Source organism: Halorubrum marinum (genome assembly GCF_048381195.1).
GTDB lineage: Archaea > Halobacteriota > Halobacteria > Halobacteriales > Haloferacaceae > Halorubrum.
In genome coordinates this window covers 14233-36732 of the sequence record NZ_JBLWMM010000005.1, presented here as the reverse complement: position 1 = coordinate 36732, position 22500 = coordinate 14233, and the positions used below count along the sequence as shown (strand labels likewise).

The 22500-nt window shown below is 63.6% G+C and carries 22 protein-coding genes and 1 tRNA gene; 8 read left to right on the top strand and 15 right to left on the bottom strand.

What is annotated here, in order from left to right; translation table 11 throughout:
• Positions 1–66 precede the first annotated feature (66 nt).
• A complete protein-coding gene (locus tag ACNSN4_RS08750) occupies positions 67–324 on the top strand; it encodes a DUF8001 family protein (protein ID WP_418285434.1) in 258 nt (85 codons plus the stop codon).
• 88 nt (positions 325–412) lie between these two features.
• The gene (locus tag ACNSN4_RS08745) at positions 413–790 is read left to right on the top strand and encodes a helix-turn-helix domain-containing protein (protein WP_418285433.1); all 378 of its coding nucleotides are present in this window, start codon (positions 413–415) and stop codon (positions 788–790) included.
• 16 nt (positions 791–806) lie between these two features.
• Here the strand turns inward: ACNSN4_RS08745 and ACNSN4_RS08740 are convergent, their stop codons facing one another.
• Positions 807–2924, bottom strand: coding sequence for a S9 family peptidase (locus tag ACNSN4_RS08740; protein WP_418285432.1), 2118 nt, complete (start codon positions 2922–2924; stop codon positions 807–809).
• Between the two features lie 111 nt (positions 2925–3035).
• Complete coding sequence (locus tag ACNSN4_RS08735) at positions 3036–3644, bottom strand: IMP cyclohydrolase (protein ID WP_418285431.1); 609 nt, start codon at positions 3642–3644, stop codon at positions 3036–3038.
• Between the two features lie 164 nt (positions 3645–3808).
• On the opposite strand from ACNSN4_RS08735, the gene ACNSN4_RS08730 reads away from it, so the two are divergent.
• A tRNA-Gln gene (locus ACNSN4_RS08730) sits at positions 3809–3881 on the top strand.
• A 190-nt stretch (positions 3882–4071) separates the two neighbouring features.
• Here the strand turns inward: ACNSN4_RS08730 and cgi121 are convergent.
• The 3 genes from cgi121 to ACNSN4_RS08715 form a co-directional block, all read right to left on the bottom strand.
• Entirely contained in the window at positions 4072–4680 is a 609-nt protein-coding gene (gene cgi121 / locus ACNSN4_RS08725; protein ID WP_418285430.1) for a KEOPS complex subunit Cgi121, read from the bottom strand.
• Complete coding sequence (locus tag ACNSN4_RS08720) at positions 4677–7157, bottom strand: ATP-dependent DNA helicase (RefSeq protein WP_418285429.1); 2481 nt, start codon at positions 7155–7157, stop codon at positions 4677–4679. Before ACNSN4_RS08720 ends, cgi121 begins: the two co-directional genes overlap by 4 nt.
• Positions 7158–7747: 590 nt before the next feature.
• Positions 7748–8425 carry a class I SAM-dependent methyltransferase gene (locus tag ACNSN4_RS08715; RefSeq protein WP_418285428.1) on the bottom strand — a complete coding sequence of 226 codons (678 nt, stop codon included), beginning with the start codon at positions 8423–8425 and terminating at the stop codon, positions 7748–7750.
• 169 nt (positions 8426–8594) lie between these two features.
• Here ACNSN4_RS08715 and ACNSN4_RS08710 point away from each other — a divergent pair, with 169 nt between their 5' ends.
• Positions 8595–9038, top strand: coding sequence for a DUF2391 domain-containing protein (locus tag ACNSN4_RS08710; protein WP_418285427.1), 444 nt, complete (start codon positions 8595–8597; stop codon positions 9036–9038).
• 34 nt (positions 9039–9072) lie between these two features.
• Here ACNSN4_RS08710 and ACNSN4_RS08705 read toward each other — a convergent pair whose 3' ends face one another.
• Together ACNSN4_RS08705 and ACNSN4_RS08700 are read right to left on the bottom strand one after the other, a co-directional pair.
• Positions 9073–9588 (bottom strand): magnesium transporter, encoded by a 516-nt coding sequence (locus ACNSN4_RS08705; RefSeq protein WP_418285552.1) that lies wholly within the window; start codon positions 9586–9588, stop codon positions 9073–9075.
• A gap of 80 nt (positions 9589–9668) precedes the next feature.
• Positions 9669–10241 (bottom strand): magnesium transporter, encoded by a 573-nt coding sequence (locus tag ACNSN4_RS08700; protein ID WP_418285426.1) that lies wholly within the window; start codon positions 10239–10241, stop codon positions 9669–9671.
• Between the two features lie 182 nt (positions 10242–10423).
• Here ACNSN4_RS08700 and ACNSN4_RS08695 point away from each other — a divergent pair, with 182 nt between their 5' ends.
• A complete protein-coding gene (locus ACNSN4_RS08695; RefSeq protein WP_418285425.1) occupies positions 10424–11002 on the top strand; it encodes a DUF7090 family protein in 579 nt (192 codons plus the stop codon).
• 140 nt (positions 11003–11142) lie between these two features.
• On the opposite strand, the gene ACNSN4_RS08690 is transcribed toward ACNSN4_RS08695, so the two are convergent.
• Positions 11143–11232, bottom strand: a complete 90-nt coding sequence (locus ACNSN4_RS08690; protein ID WP_418285424.1) for a hypothetical protein — start codon at positions 11230–11232, stop codon at positions 11143–11145.
• 101 nt (positions 11233–11333) lie between these two features.
• On the opposite strand from ACNSN4_RS08690, the gene ACNSN4_RS08685 reads away from it, so the two are divergent.
• Positions 11334–11774 carry a hypothetical protein gene (locus tag ACNSN4_RS08685; protein WP_418285423.1) on the top strand — a complete coding sequence of 147 codons (441 nt, stop codon included), beginning with the start codon at positions 11334–11336 and terminating at the stop codon, positions 11772–11774.
• Between the two features lie 204 nt (positions 11775–11978).
• On the opposite strand, the gene ACNSN4_RS08680 is transcribed toward ACNSN4_RS08685, so the two are convergent.
• The 4 genes from ACNSN4_RS08680 to ACNSN4_RS08665 form a co-directional block, all read right to left on the bottom strand.
• Positions 11979–13160 carry an aspartate kinase gene (locus ACNSN4_RS08680; RefSeq protein ID WP_418285422.1) on the bottom strand — a complete coding sequence of 394 codons (1182 nt, stop codon included), beginning with the start codon at positions 13158–13160 and terminating at the stop codon, positions 11979–11981.
• Between the two features lie 312 nt (positions 13161–13472).
• Entirely contained in the window at positions 13473–14207 is a 735-nt protein-coding gene (locus ACNSN4_RS08675) for an OapC/ArvC family zinc-ribbon domain-containing protein (RefSeq protein WP_418285421.1), read from the bottom strand.
• The gene (locus ACNSN4_RS08670; protein ID WP_418285420.1) at positions 14208–14645 is read right to left on the bottom strand and encodes a DUF2073 domain-containing protein; all 438 of its coding nucleotides are present in this window, start codon (positions 14643–14645) and stop codon (positions 14208–14210) included.
• Positions 14645–15286 carry an Era-like GTP-binding protein gene (locus tag ACNSN4_RS08665; protein WP_418285419.1) on the bottom strand — a complete coding sequence of 214 codons (642 nt, stop codon included), beginning with the start codon at positions 15284–15286 and terminating at the stop codon, positions 14645–14647. The genes ACNSN4_RS08670 and ACNSN4_RS08665 overlap by 1 nt, the downstream gene beginning before the upstream one ends.
• Before the next feature lie 1072 nt (positions 15287–16358).
• Between ACNSN4_RS08665 and ACNSN4_RS08660 the strand changes: the two genes are divergently transcribed.
• Positions 16359–18113, top strand: coding sequence for a Cdc6/Cdc18 family protein (locus ACNSN4_RS08660; RefSeq protein WP_418285418.1), 1755 nt, complete (start codon positions 16359–16361; stop codon positions 18111–18113).
• A gap of 30 nt (positions 18114–18143) precedes the next feature.
• Here ACNSN4_RS08660 and ACNSN4_RS08655 read toward each other — a convergent pair whose 3' ends face one another.
• Positions 18144–19310 (bottom strand): S26 family signal peptidase, encoded by a 1167-nt coding sequence (locus tag ACNSN4_RS08655; RefSeq protein WP_418285417.1) that lies wholly within the window; start codon positions 19308–19310, stop codon positions 18144–18146.
• 118 nt (positions 19311–19428) lie between these two features.
• On the opposite strand from ACNSN4_RS08655, the gene ACNSN4_RS08650 reads away from it, so the two are divergent.
• A complete protein-coding gene (locus tag ACNSN4_RS08650; RefSeq protein ID WP_418285416.1) occupies positions 19429–21060 on the top strand; it encodes a DNA-directed DNA polymerase II small subunit in 1632 nt (543 codons plus the stop codon).
• Between the two features lie 231 nt (positions 21061–21291).
• Here the strand turns inward: ACNSN4_RS08650 and ACNSN4_RS08645 are convergent, their stop codons facing one another.
• Together ACNSN4_RS08645 and ACNSN4_RS08640 are read right to left on the bottom strand one after the other, a co-directional pair.
• Positions 21292–21924, bottom strand: a complete 633-nt coding sequence (locus ACNSN4_RS08645) for an IMPACT family protein (RefSeq protein WP_418285415.1) — start codon at positions 21922–21924, stop codon at positions 21292–21294.
• Entirely contained in the window at positions 21917–22498 is a 582-nt protein-coding gene (locus tag ACNSN4_RS08640; protein ID WP_418285414.1) for a hypothetical protein, read from the bottom strand. The genes ACNSN4_RS08645 and ACNSN4_RS08640 overlap by 8 nt, the downstream gene beginning before the upstream one ends.
• Positions 22499–22500 lie beyond the last annotated feature (2 nt).

The following is a 22500-nucleotide window of genomic DNA, read 5'->3' as shown; positions in this document are numbered from 1 at the left end:
TCACGCGCGAGCGACACCGGCGAACGACACCGAACGGATTTAATTCCAATATCACGAACGACACCCATGAGCGACGTGCTTCGGATCGAGGCCGGCGAGCTGGCGGCGGACGAGATTATCGACGCGCTCAACGAGGGGCGACGAATTCTCGTTACCGTTGAGGTCGCCGGTGGCAAACACGAGGTCGTACTCCGGTACGACGGCGAGACGTACCACTGTGACACACCGACGAACCTCCACCGCCACACCGAGGAGACCGAGATGCGCGGCTGTCTGGATCGGATGGGGTATGCCGCCGGTGGCCCCGACGCAGCAGACGATTGAGTCGACGACGACGCGGGATGGTTTGTGGGTCCGGGATAGTCGGGCAGTCGATAACGACGTTTAACCCGAACCGCGTCAAACGACGGCCATGAGCGATCCCCAGATCGAGGACCTCGTCGGCGACGCGTCCCCGTCGTTCGAACACGTTCTCTCCTGTGTGTTCGGCGTCCAAGACCACGAGAGCCGAACGTACATGACGCTTCTCGATCACCCGGGGAGCACCGTCGCCGAGCTCGCGGAGACCCTCGATCGGGACCGATCGAACGTGAACCGCTCACTCTCGACGCTACGAGAGAAAGGACTCGTCGAACGCCAGCGGCGCCTCCTCGACTCGGGCGGATACGTCTACCAGTACACGGCGATTTCCGTTCCCGAGGCGAAAGAACGGCTCCACGACGCGCTCGATAGGTGGGTCGAAAGCGTACACGTCGCGATCGACGAGTTCGACCCAGATACAGACGCCTGAGAGACGGCCCGAGGGACTACGCCTCGTTCTCGTTTTCCGCGTCCGAGTCGTCCGCGTCCGAGTCGTTCGCGGCAGCAGTTAGCCCGTCGTCCTCCGGCCGATCCAGCGCCCGCGGGACATCATGGTGGTCGGAGTAGCCGTCGAACCAGCGGACGATCCGCTCGATTCGGTCGACGATATGCGCGGGTTCGCCCGAGCGAGACAGCTCGTGCCCCTCGCGCGGGTACCGGACGAACCGCGTGTCGACACCGTTCTTGCGGAGGATCCGATGGTACAGCTCAGCCGTGCAGATCGGCGTCCGGGTGTCGTCTTCCGAGTGGATGAGGAGCGTCGGGGTTTCGACCGCATCGGCGTGGCCGGTCGGCGACTGCTCGAACAGCCACGCCGGATCCGCAGAGGGAACCGTATCGAAGTCGCCTTCGACGAGCTTGTACGCCCCGTCGGTCGAGCCGTAAAAGCCCGTGAGGTCGTACACGCCGCGCTGGGCGACGGCCGCGCGGAAGAAGTCGGTCTGTCCGACAGTCCACGCGGCCATGAACCCGCCGAAGGAGCCCCCGGTGACGAAGGCGTTCGACGCGTCGACATACTCGCGGTCGGCGACGCGCTCGACTCCGGCCATCACGTCGTCGAGAGTGACCGCGCCCCAGTCGCGCTCGATCGCCTGCATGAACGCCTCGCCGTACCCGGTCGACCCGCGCGGGTTCGACCAGAAGACGACGTAGCCGCGGGCCGCGAGCGTCTGGAACTCGTGCCACATCGTTCCCGAGGTCGACCACATGGCGTGGGGGCCGCCGTGGATCTCCACCGCGAGCGGGTATTCGCTCTCAGCGTCGAATCCCGGCGGCGTCAACACCCACCCTTGTATCTCCGTACCGGCGGATTCGAACCGAATCTCCTCGGGTTCGCCGATCTCACGGGCGGCGAGGTAGTCGGCGTTCAGTTCGGTCAGGCGAGTCCGCTCTCCGCTCCACGCGTCGTAGGTGAACACGTCGCCCGGGTGGTCCCACTCGCTAGCCGCGAACGCGACGGTCACCGCGTCGGGTCCCGCACCGTCGTCGCCGCCGACCGTCGCACCGGAAACGGTACCCGGACGGACGAGTCGCTCCGGCCCCTCGGTGCCGTCGCTCGGAACGTGCCAGAGCGCCGTCTTTCCCTCGTCGGGCGTGGCGAAGTAGAGCGTCTCGTCGTCCGGCCCCCACTGCGGCGCCGCCTCGTGGCCGAGGCCGCGGTCGAGGTCGCCCGTGAGGTCGGTGACCGTCCCGGTCTCGCCGTCGACGACCCGGAGGTCCGTCGGCTGCATCGACACCTGTTCCGGCTCGGCGTGCGTGAACGCGATCCGGCCGTCGGCCGTCGCCGCGAGTGAGGCCCCCCAGCCCGTCGTCGTGTGGACGCGCTCGGTGTCGTCCGCCGCGAGATCGTGGGCGTGAATCGCGATCTCGACCGAGTCGTCCGGGTCGTCGCCGACCTGCTCGGTGAAGTAGAGGGTGTCGCCGTCGCCCCACTCGGGGCTCCCGAAGTCCGCCTCGCGGTCGGTAACTCGAGTGACCCCCTCGGCCGGATCAGCCGCGGTGACTCCGTCGACTTCCGCGTCGGCGTCGACGACGTACACGCCCGAACGCCGGCCGTCGAAGTACTCCTGTCCGGACCGGTAGACGGTACGGTCGATCACGCGGGGGTCTGGATGTTCCTCGGGTTCGTACTCCTCGGGAACAGAGCGGTCGCGGTCGCTCTCGCGGTCCTCGGCAGTCGCCGACTGGACGAAGGCGATTCGGTCGCCGTCGGGTGACCACGCGATCTCGGACACGCCGCCGACGACGTCGGTGAGTCGTCTGGCCTCACCGCCGCCGAGCGGGAGCACCCACAGCTGTTGACGGTCGTCGTCGGCCCCGCGTGTCGATGTGAAGGCGATCCGATCGCCGGAGGGGCTCCAGCGCGGCTCGGCGTCCGAGCCCTCACTGAGCGTGAGCCGCCCGGGGTCGCCGCCGTCGACGTCGACGAGGTACACCGTCGACTCATACTCGTCGTTGCCGTTCGACTGTCGCCGGAGGAAGGCGACTCGGTCTCCGTCGGGAGACACCCGCGGATCGGCGGGTTTCGCGATATCGTGATAATCGGCCGCGGTGACGCGCTCCATGCGAAGAGGTCGACCGCGGACGTGAAAAGCCGTCGGGACGCGGAAAAGCGTCGCGAGCGGAAAAGCGTCGCGAGGCGGAAAGGCGGGGCCTCCGTCGAGTTGTTGGCGGACCTATACCGAGCCGTTGTCGAAGGCGAGCGCAACGCCGTCGGCGTCGACGGTCGCGCCCGCGGCACAGACGGGGTGTTCGAAGTCTGCGGCGAGGAGTTCGGTCGCCGCCGAGGCGGGATCCCACGAGTCGGACTCGGCCGCGGCGAAGTCGTACGGCTCGGGGCTGTCCGTCTCGTACGTGGCGACGATCGTCGGCTCGTCGACCGCCTCAACGAGCAGCGCGTCCCGGCGGACCGTGCCGATCGTCGCGGTGTCGGCACCGACGACGCCAGCGATTCGCGGCGTGTCGTAGTCGTCTTTCTCGAAGTCGAGCGCGAGCAGGGAGGTCGCCAGCGCGTCGCGGGCGGGGTACCCCATTTCGAGCTTCTCGGCTATCGGGTCGACGTGCGAGCCGTTCCCCACGACCGCGAGCGACTCGCCCGTCGGGGTCGTGACTGCACGGGCACAGTTGTACGAGACGTAGGGATTGTCCGTCTCGGGCGCGTCCGGCGTCGGGCCGACGGTGAGCATTCCGTCGCGGTCAACGACTCGACGGTTCGGGAACGATCGAGAGGAGACGCGGTACGCGCCGATGCCGGGAGCGACGACGACGAATCGTCCGAGGTACATACAGCTTTGTGGGTATTCTGCTGGCTAAAGCGCGTCGATATACGCACGTTCATCGATCGACTTCGGCGCGGGAGCAGCGGTCGACGACACGGTGTCAACTAGTGTCAGAGAGCGCCCGACGCGCAACGCTTACAAACACGCACTGGTTATCGGGCTATGCGCACAGTCCATTGGGGTAGTGGCCAATCCTGAAGCCTTCTGGGGGCTTCGACCCTGGTTCGAATCCAGGATGGACTATTCTCGCCGCTCGGTCCGCTTGGCGGATTTGCTCTCCGCGAACCCCGTCCGAGATCCCTCGGGGTTTCCCGCGCGTCTAGTCGAGATTTCTTCGTTTCGACTGGAACGATTTCGCCGTTGCGTACCGCGTTTTCCAGTCGAAGAAACGGGGTAGACACTACACACGAATACGGCCCGAAACGAGTGCGTGCTACTTTTCCACATCGAGCAGTGCGACGCGCTCACGGACGATGTCCGTGACGTCGCCAGCCGTGGCGGCGAGCTCGCGGTCGGTGATACCGTAGAACTCACGCACGCGCTCGGAATCGTAGGCGGTAACGTGAGGAGCGTCCACGGAATCGAGCAGTTCGGCGACCGCGTCGGCCGCCGCGTTGAGTTCGGCGGCGGAGCGCTCCGCGCCCGGGACGCCGCCGAAGTCGGCGACGAGGACGACGGTCTCCTGCTCGCCCTCCGAAACTCCGAGGGCGAGGGCGCGGTCGATCTGGCGGCGTCCGGCCGCGTACAGCAGTATCTCGACGCCCGGGTCACGGGCGACGGCTTCGCCCCGAGCGATCGCGCGGGCGGCGAGCCGTGTCGCCTCACGGAGGTGCGTCTCTGAGACGACGAGTTCGGCGTCGAACGCTTGCACGACGGCGCCCGTCTCGGCGGCGACCGCGTCCATTCCGGCGAGGAACTCGTCGAGATCGTCGATCGCGGCGGTACCGCGGACGAGTCGGAGCGGCGGCGTCAGCGGCTCGGGGGGAGTGCGCTCGCCGTTGGGGCCGTCGGCGGCGTCGCCGTCGAGACCGGACTCGCTCATCGGAAATCACCCAGGCTCGCCTGCCCCTCGCCGTCGTCGTCGCTCGTAGAGCCGGCGGTCGCCGCCGCGGAGGCGGACCGATCCGGGCGGACGTGTTCCATCGACGGGTCTTCGCGACCGGCGTGTTCGAGGATGCGCTCCGCGGTTCGTTCGCGGCCACGCAGCGCACCGAGGACGACCGCCTTGTCGGCCTCCCGGAGGTCGGCTCTGGTCTCGACGCCGGCCTCGTACAGGCGGCGAGCGCGTTTCCGTCCGACGTTGCGGACGCCGGCCAAGTCGAGCAGCTCCTCGCGGACCCCGTACTCGATCCGCTTTCGGGCCTCGCGGACCGCGACGACGGTGTCGCCGTCGACGCCCTCGACGTCGCGCGCGAGCGTCTCCGCCGCGCGGAGCAGCCACTCTGCGGTATCGACCTTGCCGCGGATGTCGCCGGGGCCCACCCCGTAGCGCTCGGTGATCCGGTCCTCGTCGACCTCGTTCGCCCAGTCTTCGAGCAGACGAGCGGTCTTCAGCGAGGCGAGCCAGTCTTCGAAGCGGACGTCCTCGTACTCGGAGGGAACGGCTCCGAGGAACTCGCCTTCGCGCTCGTAGCAGAGCTCGGTGTACGTTTCGCGGTCCCCTGATTTCAGGTACAACTCATACATGTCGGGGGTGCGGCTGACGAGGTGATAGAGGCCGAGCGAAGTGACCGTGGGGGACGAGTCGTCTGGGGCATCTCCTGGGTCCCTTGGGGCTCCCGACTCTTTCGGATCGCGTTCCTCGGCGTCGGCCGCAGCCCTCGTGTACGTCCCGAATCCGGGTTCGTCGCCGTCGTCGTCTCCCGTCATGACGAACTCGCCGGTATCGTCGGACGCGGTCGGGGTGTCGGCGCCGTGCGGGCCTTCGCTCGCGACCGAGCGGAGCCCGTCGATCATCTCGGCCGCGCTCATCGGGTCGAGATAGAGCCGGGAGACGGTGTGTCCGATCCCGGTCGCCGTGAGACTCTCCGTTCCGCCGTCGCGCTCGCGGTCGACGAAGTCGTTGACGGCGAGGTAGTCGAGTACGGTGTCTGTGACCGCGGCGAGCCGTCCCTCGTCGTCGGTCTGGGTCGCGTAGAGGGTGTTATCCAAAAACGAGAGCAGCCCGTCGCGCGTGGACGCGAAGCCGGAGGCGACGGTGGCGAGCACGTGCGTCCGCAGCGCGGGCTCGGCGGCGAGCTTCGACCGGACCGGCTCGGGGTCGGCCCAGACGTACCGCTCGAACAGTTCGTCTTTGGCGTCCGCGTTGTTCGCGAGCAACACCGCCTCGCCGTACGGGTCCAGACCGGGGCGTCCGGCGCGTCCGCACATCTGGTGGATTTCGAGGACGTCGAGCGGCTTCATACCGCCGAAATCCCCGTCGTAGCGACGCCAGTCGCGGACGATCACCCGGCGTGCCGGGGTGTTGACGCCGGCGGCGAGCGTGGGAGTCGCGGAGATGCACTTGATGAGACGATCGCGAAAGGCGTCCTCGACGAGCGATCGGTGCTCGCTCGCGAGGCCGGCGTGGTGGAACGCCGACCCCTGCTCGACCGCGTCAGCGAGGTCCTCGGAGGTGTCGGTGTCGGAGACGCCGCGGATCTCCTCGGCGAGCTCGCGGAGGTCGTCGCGCTCGGCGTCAGTGAGCCGAGATGCGGTGACATCGGTGAGCTTGCGGGCCGACGACTCGGCGTTTCGTCGGGAGTTGACGAAGACGAGCGAAGAGCCGCCCTGTCCGTCCTCCTCGGTGTCGAGCGCGTCGGCGACGAGACGGGCGGTCTGGTCCTCGCCGCGGTCGACGGTGACCTCGCGTTTGCTCCCGTCGTCGAAGTCGATGGCGTTGCCGAAGTGGACGCCGATGCGGAGATCGATCGGGCGCCAGTCGGACTCGACCAATTCGGCGTCGAGCCACTCGGCGATGACGTCGGCGTTACCGACGGTCGCGGAGAGCGCGACGGTCTGGAGCCCGGGGTTCACCTTCCGGAGCTTCGCGAGCGTGACTTCGAGCGTCGGGCCGCGGTTGGCGTCGTCGACGAGGTGGACCTCGTCGCTCACGACGCAGGTGAGATCGTCGATCCACGGCGCGCCGTTGCGGATCAGCGAGTCGACCTTCTCCGAGGTGGCGACGATGACGTCGCGGGTCGCCAGCCACTCGCCGTCCGAATCGTAGTTGCCGGTGGAGACGCCGACGGTGATCCCGTGGTCCTCCCAGCGTTCGAACTCGGTCTTCTTCTCGCTCGCGAGCGCGCGCAGGGGGACGATGTAGAGGGCCTTCCCGCCGCGCTCGATCGACGAGAGCATGGCGAGCTCGGCGATGAGCGTCTTCCCGGACGCAGTGGGGACCGCGGCGACGAGGCTCTCGCCGTCGACGACTCCGGCCTCGACGGCGGCCTGTTGGGGCGGGTACAGCTCGGCGACGCCCTCCGCTTCGAGCGCCTCGCCGACGCCCGCGGGGAGTCCGCGGAGCGAACTCGGTTGCATTACCCGTGGTTGGTGCCCGTTCCGGTTTAAATCGTCGGAACGGGTCGGTTCGGTCAAAACGGGCGTTGCAGGTAGGGAACGCGCCTGCTGCTGGCGGCGATAGTTTATAAATAGAAATAGAACGTGCGGTGGCGCGCGCCTGTGAGCGGCCGCTAGGCCGCGAACAGCGCCGCGCGAGGGAGTCGGTCGGTCGGAGCAACGCGAAGGACGACCGACGAGGTTGGGGAGGTGTGAGGCGCGGTTGCTGTGCGGTGTGGGTGGGACTCAAAGAGGCAGTCGTGAGGGCGGCGCAGGCGACGTAAGCACCACAGGAACGAGCGCAGCGAGTGACGAGGAGCGCGGTTCGAAAGAGCGGAGCTCTTTCGTCATCGCCAGAAATCATCGATTTCTGGCTAGCAGTCAGAACGCAGTGCGTTCTGACGACATCACGAAAATCTCCGATTTTCGAACGACAGCGAGCGTGCGCCGTCCTCGCGGCTGGGGCGTTGGAGGTGTTCGCCGTTGGCCTCTCAGTAATCGTACATAACCGGGCGGCTGAAAATGTAGAAGAGTTCACCGCGCCAGCACCTACTTATAAACAAATCCACACATCAAGGCGCGACGCCGACCGTCAACAGCGTCCCCCACGTGCGGTAGCGGTCGACCATCGCCTCGCGGGACTCCCAGTCGTCGGTCGGGAACGCGGACTCGGGCGGAATCTCGATCTCGCGGTCCGGTATGTTGTCCTGCTCGGCGACGTACAGTCCCGCGTCGCGGAACGCCTCGCGGTACTCCTCGCGAGACCAGAGCGTCATCTCCACCGAGATGTTGTCTTGCCACGCGTGGCTCGCCTCGTTCTCGTCGTAGTAGTTCACCGCGCAGTAGAACGTGCCGCCCGGCTTCAGCACCCGCCGGATCTCTCGGAGCGTGTTGTGCGGGTCGGCGGCGTAGTAGAACGCCTCCATCGAGAAGACGTGGTCCAGCGAGTCGTCGGCGAACGGGAGCGCGTCGAAGTCACCGACGAGAAATCCGACCGCGTCGTCGTCGGTGTAGCTCCGGGCGTTGCGCGTCATCTCGGGCGCACCGTCGAGCCCGTACCCGGAGCCGATCCCGCGCTCGCGGAGCGCGCGGAGGGCGTAGCCGGAGCCGGTCCCCAGATCGAGGACGGCGTCGCCTTCCTCGACGGGCATACGCGCGAGGACGTGTTTGGCGGTGTGCCAGTGACGGTCCTCCATGCCGCGGTCCTTACCCGACGTCGCCCACTGGTCGAACTCCTCGCGAACGCTCATACCCGCGGAGACGCGGGGGCGGGTGAAAGTCCGTTCGGAGACGGTCGACTGGATGGCTGGGTGAGGCAGAGAGAGTCAGCGTCGACCCGAGCCCCGAATCGACGCTGGACCGAGCGTCGAGCCAACGCGAAGCCGAGGAGATTATACCGGGGCCGCGACTGCACCGGGTATGAAGAAGCCGAAGGGACTGCGCCGGCCGCGGTTCCGCGTCGCCGACTCCGCACAGCAGGCTGTCGGTGGGTTCCTGCTCGCGGGGCCGTTCGTCGTCACGGAGGAAGTGTGGGTGCTCGCCGCAGGGATGAACTGGATCCAAGCCGCGCTGACCGCCGGCGTGGTCGCGATGATCGGCTACGCGGCGCTGTATCGGGCCGACACCGATCGGGACCCGAAGAGCGAGCGCAGCGTTATCGGGATCCCGATCCGGTTTCTCTCGCTGTTGACCGTCGCGTTCGGTTCCGTGTTCGTGCTCGCCGTGCTGTTCGACGCGCCGGACACGTTCCTCGTCGAAGAAGGGATATCCGGGATCGAACTGTGGGCGACGACGTTCAAAGCCGTCTCGGTCGGCGCGGTGTTCAGCGTCGTCGGCGCGGCGACTGCGGACAGCGTCTTTTGAGGGCGCAAAGCGGGAGCGGAAACCGCCGTCCCGCTCAGACGACGACCGACACGACCGCGAAGAGAATTAGTACGCCGGCGATGTCGCAGACGTTGGTGACGATCGGGATCGTGGCGTCGTCGGGGTTGACGCCGACCCGGTACGACCCCTCCACCGCGGCGACGCTCGTCACGACGACGAGCACGGCGAGGAGCATTCCGGAGACGAGCGAGACGAGGAGAACGCGGCCCAGTCCGAGCGTCCCGCCGAGGGCGACGCCGATCCCCCACGCCGCGATTCCCACCGCTCCGAAAACGGTTCCAGCGAGCGCGAACACGGCGACGGTGTTCGCTCGGAGGTCGGGGTTCGTGAGACTCAGTTCGTAGGTACCGAGGTGGAGCTGGGTCGTGAGCCGGGAGCAGGTGATCGACGCGAGGTTACCGGCCGTGCCGATCTGGACCGGGACCAACACGAGCAGCGCCGGATTCTGGACGAGGATCTCCTCGTAGGTTTCGAGTACCGACCCCGAGACGAGTTGGAGCACCGACAGCGCCGCCAACAGCGGCACCATCGTGCGGACGATCCGGCGGATCGACCACTCGTCTGCGATCGCCGAGTTAGCGTCAGTCGCGCCCGTCCTCTCCGAGTCGCTCACAGTACGGTCCCCACGACGTACACTCCGACGAGCAGGAATAAGATTCCGAACACGTCCCCCAGCGTCGTCACGACCGGACCGATCACGTTGTCCGGGTCGAGTCCGCGTCGATACCCGACGAAGATGACCGAGATGAGTACGGTGATCATGAGAACCGCGGAGAGGAATCCGGCGATCATCATGATTCCGACCAGTTCGAGGAGGTTACCCGCGCCGCCGAACAGCCGCAGCCAGAGGTAGGTGATCACCGCGATGAACACGGAGACGGTCATCCCGTTGATGAACGAGGCGACGATCGCATTCGTAAGGCGGCGGTCCAGTTGGAACTGTGGCTCGATCAGCCCCTGGTGGAGGCCAGTCGACAGTCGAGCACCGAGCGAGCCGTAGACGCCGCCGCGGGTGGCGAGGAACGCCGGGAGCAACAAGAGGAGCCCCGGGACGTCGGAGATACCCTCGCGCATCGTCTCCGACCCGAGGACGGTACCCGCGAACAGCCCGGCGATCAGACTGACGAGTATCACCGGGAGCGCTTGACGGTACACGTCCCGGGCCGAGTCGTGAGCGGGCATCTATCGAATCGACGTGGGCGAGATTGAAAAAACTGCCCGGGTGCGCGCCGAGAGTGAGAGCGATTTCGACGGTCGCTGTTCCCGTGTCGATGCCGAGTCTCTGCTTCCGCACCGATTCCGACAGACTCCGACCCGATACCGACGGCCCGCATCGTTAAGTCGGTCCGGCGATTTCCACGTTTATGGACTATGCGCTCGCCATCGAGAACGGACCCGAAACGATTTCCGGCGGGACCGGACTGCTTCTCATTCATCCGAGCATCGGCGAGACGGACCGGATCGACACGGACTTTCTGAAGACGGACACCGACGCGTTCCTCGTCGTCTCCACTCGTACGACCGCCCGCGAGGTCGAACAGAAGTTGGAGTACTACGACGTCGACGAGACGAAGGCGACGATTCTCGACACGCTCTCGGTCGAGCGAGGCTACTCGCGACGGTCGACCGACGACGTGTACTACGTCTCCGCGCCCGACGACCTCGACGGGGTCGTCGATCGCGTCGAGCGGTTCCTGACCGAACACGAGGGGAAACGCCGAGTGTCCGTCGATTCGTTGACAGAGATGGCGTACTACGCCGACGACGACGCCGTGTACGACGCCGCAGCCGACATCCTCCGACTGCTCGACGAACACGACGCCGTCGGTATCTTTCACCTCTCCGAGGAGGTACACGAGGTCGCGACGCTCGATCGCTTCCGAGAGCTGTTCGAAGGAGTCATCGAGCTCGACGACGAGGGCAACGTCGCCGTCGAGGTGTGAAAGAGGTCAAGACCTCGCTTGAGAGCTATTCGACCGGAAACGACGCGGGTGTTGACATCCTCCCCGCGCTGAGGCGAGAGTATCACCCGAAGACGCGCTGAGGCGAGAGTATCACCCGAAGACGCGCTGAGGCGAGAGTATCACCCGAAGACGTACGAGAGGATGATGAGAACCGAGAGGACGGCCGATACGCTGATCGTTCCGAGAACGATCTTGGTGGGTTTGCTCATACGCGACCTTGCGTCCGCCCGTCGTTTAAAACCATCTAGTCCCCGCCGATACAGTTGGCCCGCGTCGGCGATTTTATACCGACAGGTAGGAAATCGATGGTATGCGGATTCGTGACGCACTCGAATCAGACGCCGAGACGCTGGCCGGGGCGGTCGATCGCCCGCGTGCGGCCGTACTCGACATGATCCATGAGCGGTCGGTCCGGGTCGCGGTGTCGGAAGGACCCGACGATACCGAAGGTGACAGTGACGATCGTTCGACTGTAGCGGGGTTCGTCGCGTTCGACGTGCACGGAGAGACCGTCCACGTGACAGACTTCAACGGCGACGAGTCAGTGATTCGTCGGTTATTCGAAGAGCCTCGCCGTTTTGCGAACAGAGAGGGAATGAGCGTCGAGGTTGTCGTGCCAAACGATGAGCGGACGGGTGAGTTGATCGAGGCCATCGGATTCGAGCGAACTGGCTCGGGACCGCGGTTCGACGGGCGCGCGACCACCCGATACCAGGTTGAACCGGAGGAGAGTGACGAGGACGAGTCGTAGCCGACGAGGATACGCGACTACGTACGAAACGAATTCAGGACGCGTCCGCTCTTGAGGAACACCTGCTCTTGAGGAACACCTGCTCTTGAGGAACACCTGCTCTTGAGGAACACCTGCTCTTGCGGAGCACTCGCTCTTGAGACGTACGCACTTTCAGCGCGGGCAACCCCCGAATGGTACCCGGTCCGTCGCAGAATTGAGAAGTCAGTCGAAGCCGGCTTGAACGATTTCGAGTGCAGCCTCCTTATCGTCCCAATCGACAAAGACGGCGACGGATGTCGCACTCGTGATGAGATCGATGATGTTGATTCCGGCGTCCGCGAGCGGAGCGATGATGTCGTGCATGACCCCGGACTGGTTGGGAAGTTCACCACCGGTCACTCGAATCACGGCGATCGGGTCCGCAACGGTCACCGACGAGAGGGCCTCGTCAGCGACGACCGCCTCGTGGAGGAGCGCTTCGGCGGTCTCAGCGACGTCGACATCGACGTAGAACGTGACCGAGTCCATTCCGGAGGCCACCGCGTCGATGTTGATATTCTCCTCACGAAGGGCGTTCGCGAGCTCCGACAGGATTCCGGAGCGATTCCTGATAGCGCGACCCGCGATTGTGAGACAGGCGAGCGGCTCCTCACGCATGTCGATCAGGCTCTCGAACTCGCCCTCGATTCGGGTCCCGCCTCTGAGGAGGTCGCCGTGCTGGTAGTGGACAACGCGAACGTCGAGGTCGCCGTCCTTGTACGAAAGCGCGGACGGCGCAACGACTTCGGCGCCACGGAACGAGAGGTTCCGAAGCTCGTCGACGGTGATCTGACCGACGTTGCGGGCCCCCTCGACGACACGCGGGTCACCGGTCATAACGCCCTCCACATCGGTGACGATAACGACTTCGTCGGCGTCCATGTAATTGCCGAGCATGACGGCGGTCGTGTCGGAGCCGCCGCGACCGAGCGTGGTGACGTTGCCGTCGTGATCTTCCGCGAGGAATCCGGTAAGAATCGGCACGACGCCGTCGAGACGCTCGGCGAGTGCGTGTGCGCGCTTTTTCGTCTCCTCGACGTCGACTTCGCCGAGTTCGTTGGTGATAACGGGCCAGTCGGGGTGACCGGGTTCGAGGAAGAGCGCGTCGATACCGCGGACGGAGAGCGCGGCTTTCAGCATCCGCACGCTCGTCCGTTCGCCCATGGAGACGATCTCCGCTCGGTCGGCGTCGTCCGTCTCGAACGTGATGTCGTCGAGGAGATCGTCGGTCGTCGAGCCCATCGCACTCGCGACGACGGCTATTTCGTGGCCCGATTCGACGGCGCTCGCAACGGAGTCGGCCGCTCGTTCGATGCGCTCGCCGCTGCCGAGGCTCGTACCGCCGAACTTGGCGACTACGCGCATACGACTACCCCGTTATCGGTCTGCTCCGTCCGATTTCCGGTCAATCCCGTCGGTTGCAATCGCGGCCGCATCATCTGTTGTATGCGGGAGAAGACCGGATGGGGCCCCACGCTGGACGCACGATCGATAGACATGCGCACCCGTAGCGGAGGAAGCCGCATAACTGTGTCTTCTTCGACAATGGTCGCCAATGCGACCGGTTCGGTCGGTGAAAGTAGAAGTAGGCGATCGAGACCGATCATCTGATCGGTACATCGGTTCTGTTCAAGTACAGACCGTTATTCAGAAGAGATAGCAAAAGCGGGTCTGAAATTATTCGTCTGACACGCCCCACGCGTCCGGCATCTCGATAACGTACCGTCCGTCTTCCTGTAGGGAAATGATGTACTCCTGACGATCGTACAACTCCATCAGGTTGAGCTCGTACGTCCCGGGACTCACGATACGAATGCTTTCGAACTGCTCGTTGAGCTCGTCACGGAGTTGGCCGATATCGGGGCGTGGACCCGATTGAGTTTCTGAGTCCGACGAATCGTCTGCCGCTGTGGAGTCGATATCCTGGCTGGCCCGGTTCAGTTCGTCGGGTGAAACGATATCTGACCGAGCGCTTGCTTGCGCGGTGTCCTCTGCAGCGCGATCGTCAACCTGTTCCGAGCCGTCGGACGGTGGTGACTGCGCCGATGTCTTTGCGGACGAATCGGACCGATGGTCGGCTGTCGAGTCTTCCGGGGGCGTCGGCGTTTCGGTCGGTTGCTCAGATGGCGTCTGCGCTTCGGATTCCGGCGGCGGCGAGTCAGCTGTTTCGGTCTCAGACCCCGTCGAGTCGACCGTTTCGGACGCTGTCGAGTCGACCGTTTCGGACGCTGTCGAGTCGACAGTTTCGGACGGCGCCGCTTTGTCGTCAGTAGGAGAAGTGGGGTCGACTTCGGTCTGCGATCCCTTCGGCTGGAACTGGAACTTGTTTCCGCCACAGTCCGGGCAGCCGGAGAGCATCTCCTTCGATCCGTCGGGGAACGTCCGCCCACAAGAGGTGCACTGGTGCGGCATCTATTTGCGGGAGACGAGCGTGCTGATTAGGTTCTCGTCTTTGTGTAGTGTCTCGATTCGGTTCGCCGGACCGATGACGGTGAGCTTCTGTGCGGACTTTCGACCCATCAGCTTGTCGAGGAAGCTCTGATCACCGGTTTCGGCTTTGGGGTACGTCTCGATCTCGATACCGGTGAAGTCGTCCGGACTGATCTCGGTCATCGTCACTTCGATCAGTTTCGACTCCTCGTCGGGGGAAAGCCCCTCTTCGAGAATGACGATGTTGCCGTCGCGGACGCCATCGAGAATGAGCCGGATCTTCTCCATTCCCGTGAGCCCTTCCATGCGTGCACCACTGATCATGTCGATACGGACGCCGTCGTCCGAGCCGTCCTCACCGGAAGGCGAGCCCTCTCCGGGAGGCGTGCCGCCATCGACGTTTGGGGTGGAGCCAGGCATCAGCCGAAGTACTCCGCGATTTTGGTGTACACTTCGTCCATGTTCTCGCCTTCGAGTGCCGACAGCGGGATCGTCTCGTGTTGCGGGAACGCGTTCGCGATCTGCTGGACGTCCGATCCGGGGAGGTCGGTCTTGTTCGCGAGGATGAGAGCCGGGAGATCCTGTGATTCGATGATACCGATGAGCATCGTGTTCACTTGGGTGAACGGATCGGTCGTGGAGTCGAGGACGTAAATGACGCCGTCGACGTCTTCGCGGAGCCAGTGCATCGCTTCCGCGACGCCCTCGGTGGCTTCGCGGGAGCGTCGGACCGCGTCGTCTTTATTCATGTCGTGGTCGAGAAACTCCTTGTAGTCGACCTTGGTGGTCACGCCCGGTGTGTCGACGATGTCTATCGTGACCGTCCGCCCGTTGCGTTCGATTTCCACATTCTCTTTCCGACGGGCGCGTCGGGTTTCGTGTGGAATGTGGCTCTCCGGCCCGACGGCGTCACCCGTCCAGTCGCGTGCGATCCGATTCGCGAGGGTCGTCTTACCGGCGTTCGGCGGTCCGTAGATCCCGATTCGTTTGGGTTCGTCGGCCGCGAACAGACCGTCTGTGACCCGTGATATGCTATCTTTGAGATTCGTGAGCAGTCCCATCCTAACCTCCAATTCTGTGTTCTCTCCCAAACGCCCTCTGCTGAATGATTACCTGAGGTGTGCTAACACCCGATACCGCGTCATCCAGCGTGCATTCGGGGAATTATGGTAGAGTCCAATCCCCTCTCACTTAAGAACTGCGTCAGACACACCTGATCCAATGATATTCCGGCCGTGACGTATCGATACGTCGGATACCGAGGTTTGTTTCTATCGTCTGAAATGAGGTGCCATGTCATCGAATTACACGCTGGTGCAGCCGGTTTCGTGCAACCCGGTCCGTACAACTTGTGTCGAGTCACTTTCTCCCTCTCTCACATTCTCCCACCCCTTTGTCCCTTCTCCCGCCCCTTTGTCTCATCTCCCCCCACCCCTTTGTTTCGGGTGGAACACGCGTCTGGTAGAGGGGGAAGAGCGGAGAAGATAGTGCCGCATATATATTACGGACCTAAAACAAAATAAAATAACTTAGATCTAAACAAATATAATTGGTGTGGATTGTCGAGGGTACTGTTTATATCTATTAGATATAAAACCACCGGTTTATAATAATTCCCTGCTCACCCCCCTCCCCACCGTCAACACGTTCCACCCGAAACAAAGGGGTGGGGGGGTTGGAACACAAACGGCTCAAATACACATCGACGCCACTGTTCAAGTAAGTGTGAGACGCTGTCGAACGACGATTCGACTCGAGCGCGGTCAGTGCTGATTGATACTGGCACTTAACACATCCACTCTCGAGAGGAGATACCGGTTACAGCTACCGGTTACAGATACCGATTGCAGATACCAACGACGCCATCCCGCTGTTGTCGTTGTCCGGATCCGTCGTCGAGATATGTCGATCGAATCGACAATCTGCGATCGTCGGTGTATCACGCCCAAGACGGACAGGCTTCGAGTCGACAGAGTGAGAGAGCAAAACTTTAGTACCACCTCTTCATCTGTTTCGACTGCATCAACTGGACGTATTCGACTGAGATACGTGTCGAATATCGGGGTCTCAGCCCGAAATACGACACACGTCGTTTCCACCTCGCCGACTTCCACCTGAAACAGAGGGGTTCACATGGACGAAGGAGATAAGACATCACAGGCCGACGAATCGGAAGACGACAGCGAGGCAGCCGGCGATCAGTCCGAGAGTGAGGTAGTCGACGATCGATCGAGTTCTGATCCTGACGGCAACCAAGACGTCGACACCGACTCCGAAAACTCTTCGCGTTCCGACGACTCCGCCGTTTCGCACCTGTCGACTCCCGAATCCGACTCAACGGCCTCTCCTCCCGACTCCACTGAATCTCCCACTCCGAATACTCCCGGTCGAAGCGTTTCGACGAACGACGTTTCCACAGACATCGATGTCGGCGAAAACGGCGGGAGAGACCGCTCATCCCCCGATGTTGACTTCGACGGCGTCGTCCTTGACGACGACGGTGACAACCAAGGACTGTTCGACGACCTCCTCTCAGGAGAACCGATATTCGAAAACAAAGAGGTTCTCCGTCCGTCCTACACCCCTCACGAACTCCCGCATCGGAACGACCAGATCAACCGGATGGCCACGATTCTTGTCTCCGCGCTGCGTGGAGAAACCCCCTCAAACATTTTAATCTACGGGAAGACGGGAACCGGAAAGACCGCGTCGGCGAAGTTCGTCTCCCAGGAGCTCGAATCGACGTCACAAAAATACGATGTTCCGTGTGAGGTCGAGTACATTAACTGCGAAGTGACCGACACGCAGTACCGCGTCCTCGCGCAGCTCGCTAATACGTTCATCGAGAAGAACCAGCGCGTTATTGCCGACCGACTCGAGCACTATCGCGAGCTTCGGACGGCGGCCACCGACGATCCGACCGCCCTCACCGATACGGAGTTCGCGACGCTCGACGACCTCGACAAGCGAATCGGCGACCTCGAAACCGACGCCGAGGAGATGGTCGAGGTCCCCATGACAGGGTGGCCGACCGATCGCGTCTACTCGACGTTCTTCGAGGCGGTTGACTATCACGAGCGCGTGGTCGTGATCATGCTCGACGAGATCGACAAACTCGTCGAAAAAAGCGGTGACGACACGCTCTACAACCTCTCGCGAATGAACTCCGAGCTGGGAAAATCCCGGATCTCGATCATGGGAATCTCGAACGACCTGAAGTTCACCGACTTCCTCGATCCCCGGGTCAAGTCCAGCCTCGGCGAGGAGGAAATCGTCTTTCCCCCGTACGACGCGAACCAACTCCGGGACATCCTCCAACACCGCGCCGACATCGCGTTCAAACAAGACGCACTCACCGACGACGTGATCCCACTCTGTGCCGCGTTCGCCGCACAGGAGCACGGCGATGCCCGCCGGGCGCTCGATCTGCTTCGGACCGCCGGTGAGCTCGCGGAACGATCTCAAGCCGAAATCGTCGCCGAGAAACACGTCAGGCAGGCACAGGACAAGATCGAACTCGACCGCGTCGTCGAAGTGGTTCGGACCCTCCCGACGCAGAGCAAAATCGTTCTATTTGCCGTAATACTGCTCGAAAAGAATGGAGTCCACAACATCAATACCGGTGAAGTGTTCAACATCTACAAGCGACTGTGCGAGGAGATAGACGCCGACGTGCTCACACAGCGTCGGGTCACCGACCTCATCAGCGAGCTCGACATGCTCGGGATCGTCAACGCTGTCGTCGTCTCAAAGGGTCGCTACGGTCGCACGAAGGAAATGGGTCTCTCAGTCCCCGTCGAAGAGACGGAGGCGGTCCTGCTCTCGGACTCACGGCTCGGCGATATCGAGAACGCACAGCCGTTCGTGCAGGCTCGATTCGATAACTGATCCACGCTCCGCACCCGTCGTAGCCGTCGACTATCCGGCTGTTTGAACCGTCTCGTAGCCGTTTGTTCCACCCGAAACTAGGCCCTTATCAGCGGTGTTATCGACCCGAAATCCACCGGTCATCGCGAACACATCACCCGGTTCCGCTTGGCCGGTCGCAATCAGTCTGACGTAGCCGAGATACGGAACACGAACTCGCGCCACGCCGGTCACCCACTCCGATCGAACCGGTTCGGCGAGCCCGCTCGCCTGATCGTACCTCCCGTTGTTGTCTCCGAGCGTAATGAAGCCGCCGTGCGGAGCGGGGCAGTGCTGGAGCTCACCGCAGTTGTCGGCGCTATGGTATCGGCTATCGGCTCGTTCGTACCAGTTTTCGCCCTCCTCCACGTGAAACATCGCTCGGTGAATGATCGGCGACGCGATCCGATCGGGTGGTTGGAAGATCACGACCGACCCGTACGACCCGAAGGTCCGGTAGTCAGCTGCCACGCCCTCCTCGTAGGTCACCACTCCGATATCATTGCTAGCCGCGTCGGGCGCGAACCGCCCCGGATCCGTCACAAACACGAGATCGCCGGTGTTCATATTGGGTTCCATACTCGGGGACTCCACTGCGACCATCGGCGGCCACACGCCGCTGAGGGCGAATAAAAGGAGTCCCAACACAAGCACGATGGCGACGCTCGACAGCATCTCCCGAATCCACATCAGTGCGCCCTCGTTGTCGTGACGGAAGCGGTGGCGCAAACTCTCGCGGTCGTCGGTGCGTCGGGTTTCCGGAGGGTAACTCTCACGGGTCGTGCGAATCCCACCCTTTCCCTCAACTCCCGTCTCGCGGATTCTGGAGTTTGAATCGTCCGGACCGCTCGCAGCGTGCGTCTCTGTGCGGGTGTCCCGTTCCTCGGCTTCGTTCGCTTCGTCGGAGGCCTCAGCTCCACCGGAAGCGGTCGGTGCCGAGCCCGAGCCTCGGTCGGTCGACTGCGGGTCGGCGTCTCGGTCGGTCGACTGCGGGTCGGCGGTCCGATTCGTAGACGGGGAGTCGGCGTTCTGCTCTGCAGCCTCAACACTGGAAATTCGGTCCGGTTCGGCGTCGGGATTCTGATCGCTCGCATCCTCACGGCCGCTGGTCTCTTCGGTGTCCGGATCTATCCGGTCACCAGGTTCGCCCCCGGTTTCCGACCGATCCCCTTCGTCCATTACCATCGGATTGGCGGGTTTTCGCTATAAGCTTCCGGGTCTGGCCGCTTCGTGATATCACTACCGGGATTCGGGGTGCTCCGGAATCGTTTTGAGCCGTACTCCCGTTTCAACTGTCGTGCCGCTGGAGTCGAACGCCCGAATCGTCAAGGAATTGGCTCGTCGGGGATACAACGCGGAACGCGAAGCCGTCACGCTGTTAGCGGGTGCGTCCGACCCCGATGCGGCTCTCGACTCGGTCGTCGGCGATGCTCCCGACAATGCCCTCCGTATCACCGCGAACCACGTTCGAGAGTCTCTCGAATCAGCAGCGGGATCGGACCGTGGAGGTGCCTCTGCGGAGCGATCTCCAGTTGAAACGAAGGGGTCCGAAGCAGGAGCGGTCGCTCGAACCGGTGAGACCGTCGAATCCGAGACACCAGATCGAACTCCAGGCTCCGATCAGACCTCGGACTCCGATCAGACCCCGGACTCCGATCAGACCCCGGACTCCGATCAAACTCTCGCCTCTCAGACCGAATCCGCTCGTCCCCACGATTTCGACCGCCGTCAGCTAGAGATCGGCAATGACATGACCGGTCGGAGTACGGGAACCGGCGAATATCGGGACTTCGTCCGCACGTTCCGTGATCGATACGAACGGCTCTCCAAACTGCTCCGCGGTCGGGTGAATCACCGTCCTGCAGAGGCGATTGCGAACATGCCCGGCGGAAGCGAGGCCGCGATGATCGGCCTCGTCAACGACGTTCGATCCACCAAATCCGGCCATTGGCTCGTGGAACTCGAGGACACCACCGGGACCTTCCCCGCGCTGATTATGAAGGACAAGGGGCTCGCTGACGTCGTCGACGAGATCCTCATGGACGAATGCGTCGCGGTCGAGGGGACGCTCGCCGACGACTCGGGGATCCTCTTCGCCGACTCGCTACACTTCCCCGACATCCCTCGAACCCATCGAACGGGCGGCGCGGACCGTCACGTCCAGGCCGCGCTCATCTCCGATATCCACGTCGGCAGCGACGAGTTCATGGCCGACGCGTGGAGCCGTTTCACAGACTGGCTGCACACGCCGGAAGCGGACCCGGTGGAATACGTCCTGCTCGCCGGCGATATGGTCGAGGGCGTCGGCGTCTATCCAAATCAGGACGAAGAGCTGGAGATCGTCGATATCTACGACCAGTACGAGGCGTTTTCGGAACACCTGAAGGAGGTGCCCGCTGACACCGAGATCGTCATGATCCCCGGGAATCACGACGCGGTTCGGCTCGCGGAGCCACAGCCGGGATTCAACGACGAGCTCCGCTCAATCATGGACGTCCACGACGCGCGGATCGTGTCGAACCCGGCGACGGTTTCCGTCGAAGGCGTCGATGTCCTGATGTACCACGGCGTTTCCCTCGACGAGGTGATCGCGGAGCTCCCCGAGGAGAAAGCGAGCTACGACGAACCGCACAAAGCGATGTACCAGCTCCTCAAAAAGCGGCACGTCGCTCCCCAGTTCGGGGGTCACACTCGGGTCGCGCCCGAGGAACGCGACTACCTCGTCATCGAGAACGTCCCCGACGTGTTCCACACCGGCCACGTCCACAAGCTCGGTTGGGGGAAGTACCACAACGTCCTCGCGGTCAACTCCGGCTGTTGGCAGGCGCAGACCGACTTCCAGAAGTCCGTCAACATCGATCCCGATTCCGGTTACGCCCCTATCCTCGACCTCGACACGCTCGATATGACCGTCCGGAAGTTCGCGTGATCTCTGATTTCTCACCGTTGCGGCGATAGTTTAAGTCAAATACCGCGGCCACACTCCACGTGACCTGAACCTCGCCCGCGGCGTACTCGGCGGGAGCGCGACGCACCGCCGCGGACCACCGTTTCGACGCCGAGCCACGGATTCTGACTCTCGTGGTAGCCTGACGCTTTCGACCGCGTCGCCTGTTCGCCATTTACCGATTCGGCCGACATCTCCTCCGTCTCCTGCGTGTCAGTCGATATCGACCCGCCCGCTCGTCGCGCTGTTGAGCCGTTCGACGAGGGCTTCGACCTCCGCCACCGGAACGCGAAGCTCGAACCGCACGCGCTCCTCGTACTCCGCGTCGAACTCGACACCTGACGATTCGATCACGCCGCGCACCGTCCCCGAATCGTCGTAGCTGGTCTCCACGTCCAGTCGGCGGTGCGGTCGTTCCTCGACGAGGCCTGCTTCATCGATCCCGTCTTTCACCGCCCGCGAATAGGCGCGTGCGAGTCCTCCGACGCCGAGGTTCGTCCCGCCGTAGTAGCGCGTCACCACGGCGACGACGTTCCGGATCTCGCGCTGCTGGAGGACGTTCAACGCCGGTTTTCCGGCGGAGCCGGTCGGTTCGCCGTCATCGGAGGAGTACTCCCTGAGCATCACGTCACCGCCGGGCGTCCGTTCGGAGGCCTCGCCGGCAGGGACCCGATACGCCGGTACGTTGTGCGTCGCGTCATCGTAGTCGCTCTCGATCCGGTGGATGAACGCCTCGGCCTCGTCGACGGTATCCACCGGCGCGACGTGACCGAGGAACTCCGACCCCTGTACGGTAAACGTCGCCGTCGCGATCGATTCGACCGTTAGGTACGGTTCGTCAGTCACGATTGGGGCCTCCGTCACCCTCAGTGGCTGCCATCCCAGCGTCTGTCGCCTCCGCGTCTGTCGCCCCCGCGTCTGTCGCCTCCGGGTCCCGCCCTCCCCGCCGCCGTTCGAGGGCAATGCTGGTGGGTGGCGCGAGCCGGTATAACGCGAGGAACGCGACGATACCGACGGCTTCTGCGACCTTAGCGACGATCGCCAGCGGGTCCGCCGTGAACATCGCGGTAACGTCACCTCCGTACCACCCGGCGTATCCGACGAGAAACGCGAGAAGCGTTCCGGCACCGAGCGCGTACAATCGACGGTACTCGCCCGCCCGCAACGTCGCGACGGCGACGGCGACGGCGAACGAACCGCCTAAAACGAACACGTAGGGACGCGGGTCACCGCTCTCGCCTAGCCGCGGCCACGCCCACAAGAAGTGGACCGCCGCGCTGAGGACCGCTGCCTGTGCGGCGACGGCCCGGAGGATCCGTTTCTTTGGAGCCTCACGCCCGGCGTGTTCACCGATCTGCCCCTCCGTTTCGATTGTGTCGCTCTGACCCATCGGCTCGCTTCCGTGCTCGCTCTGACTCATCG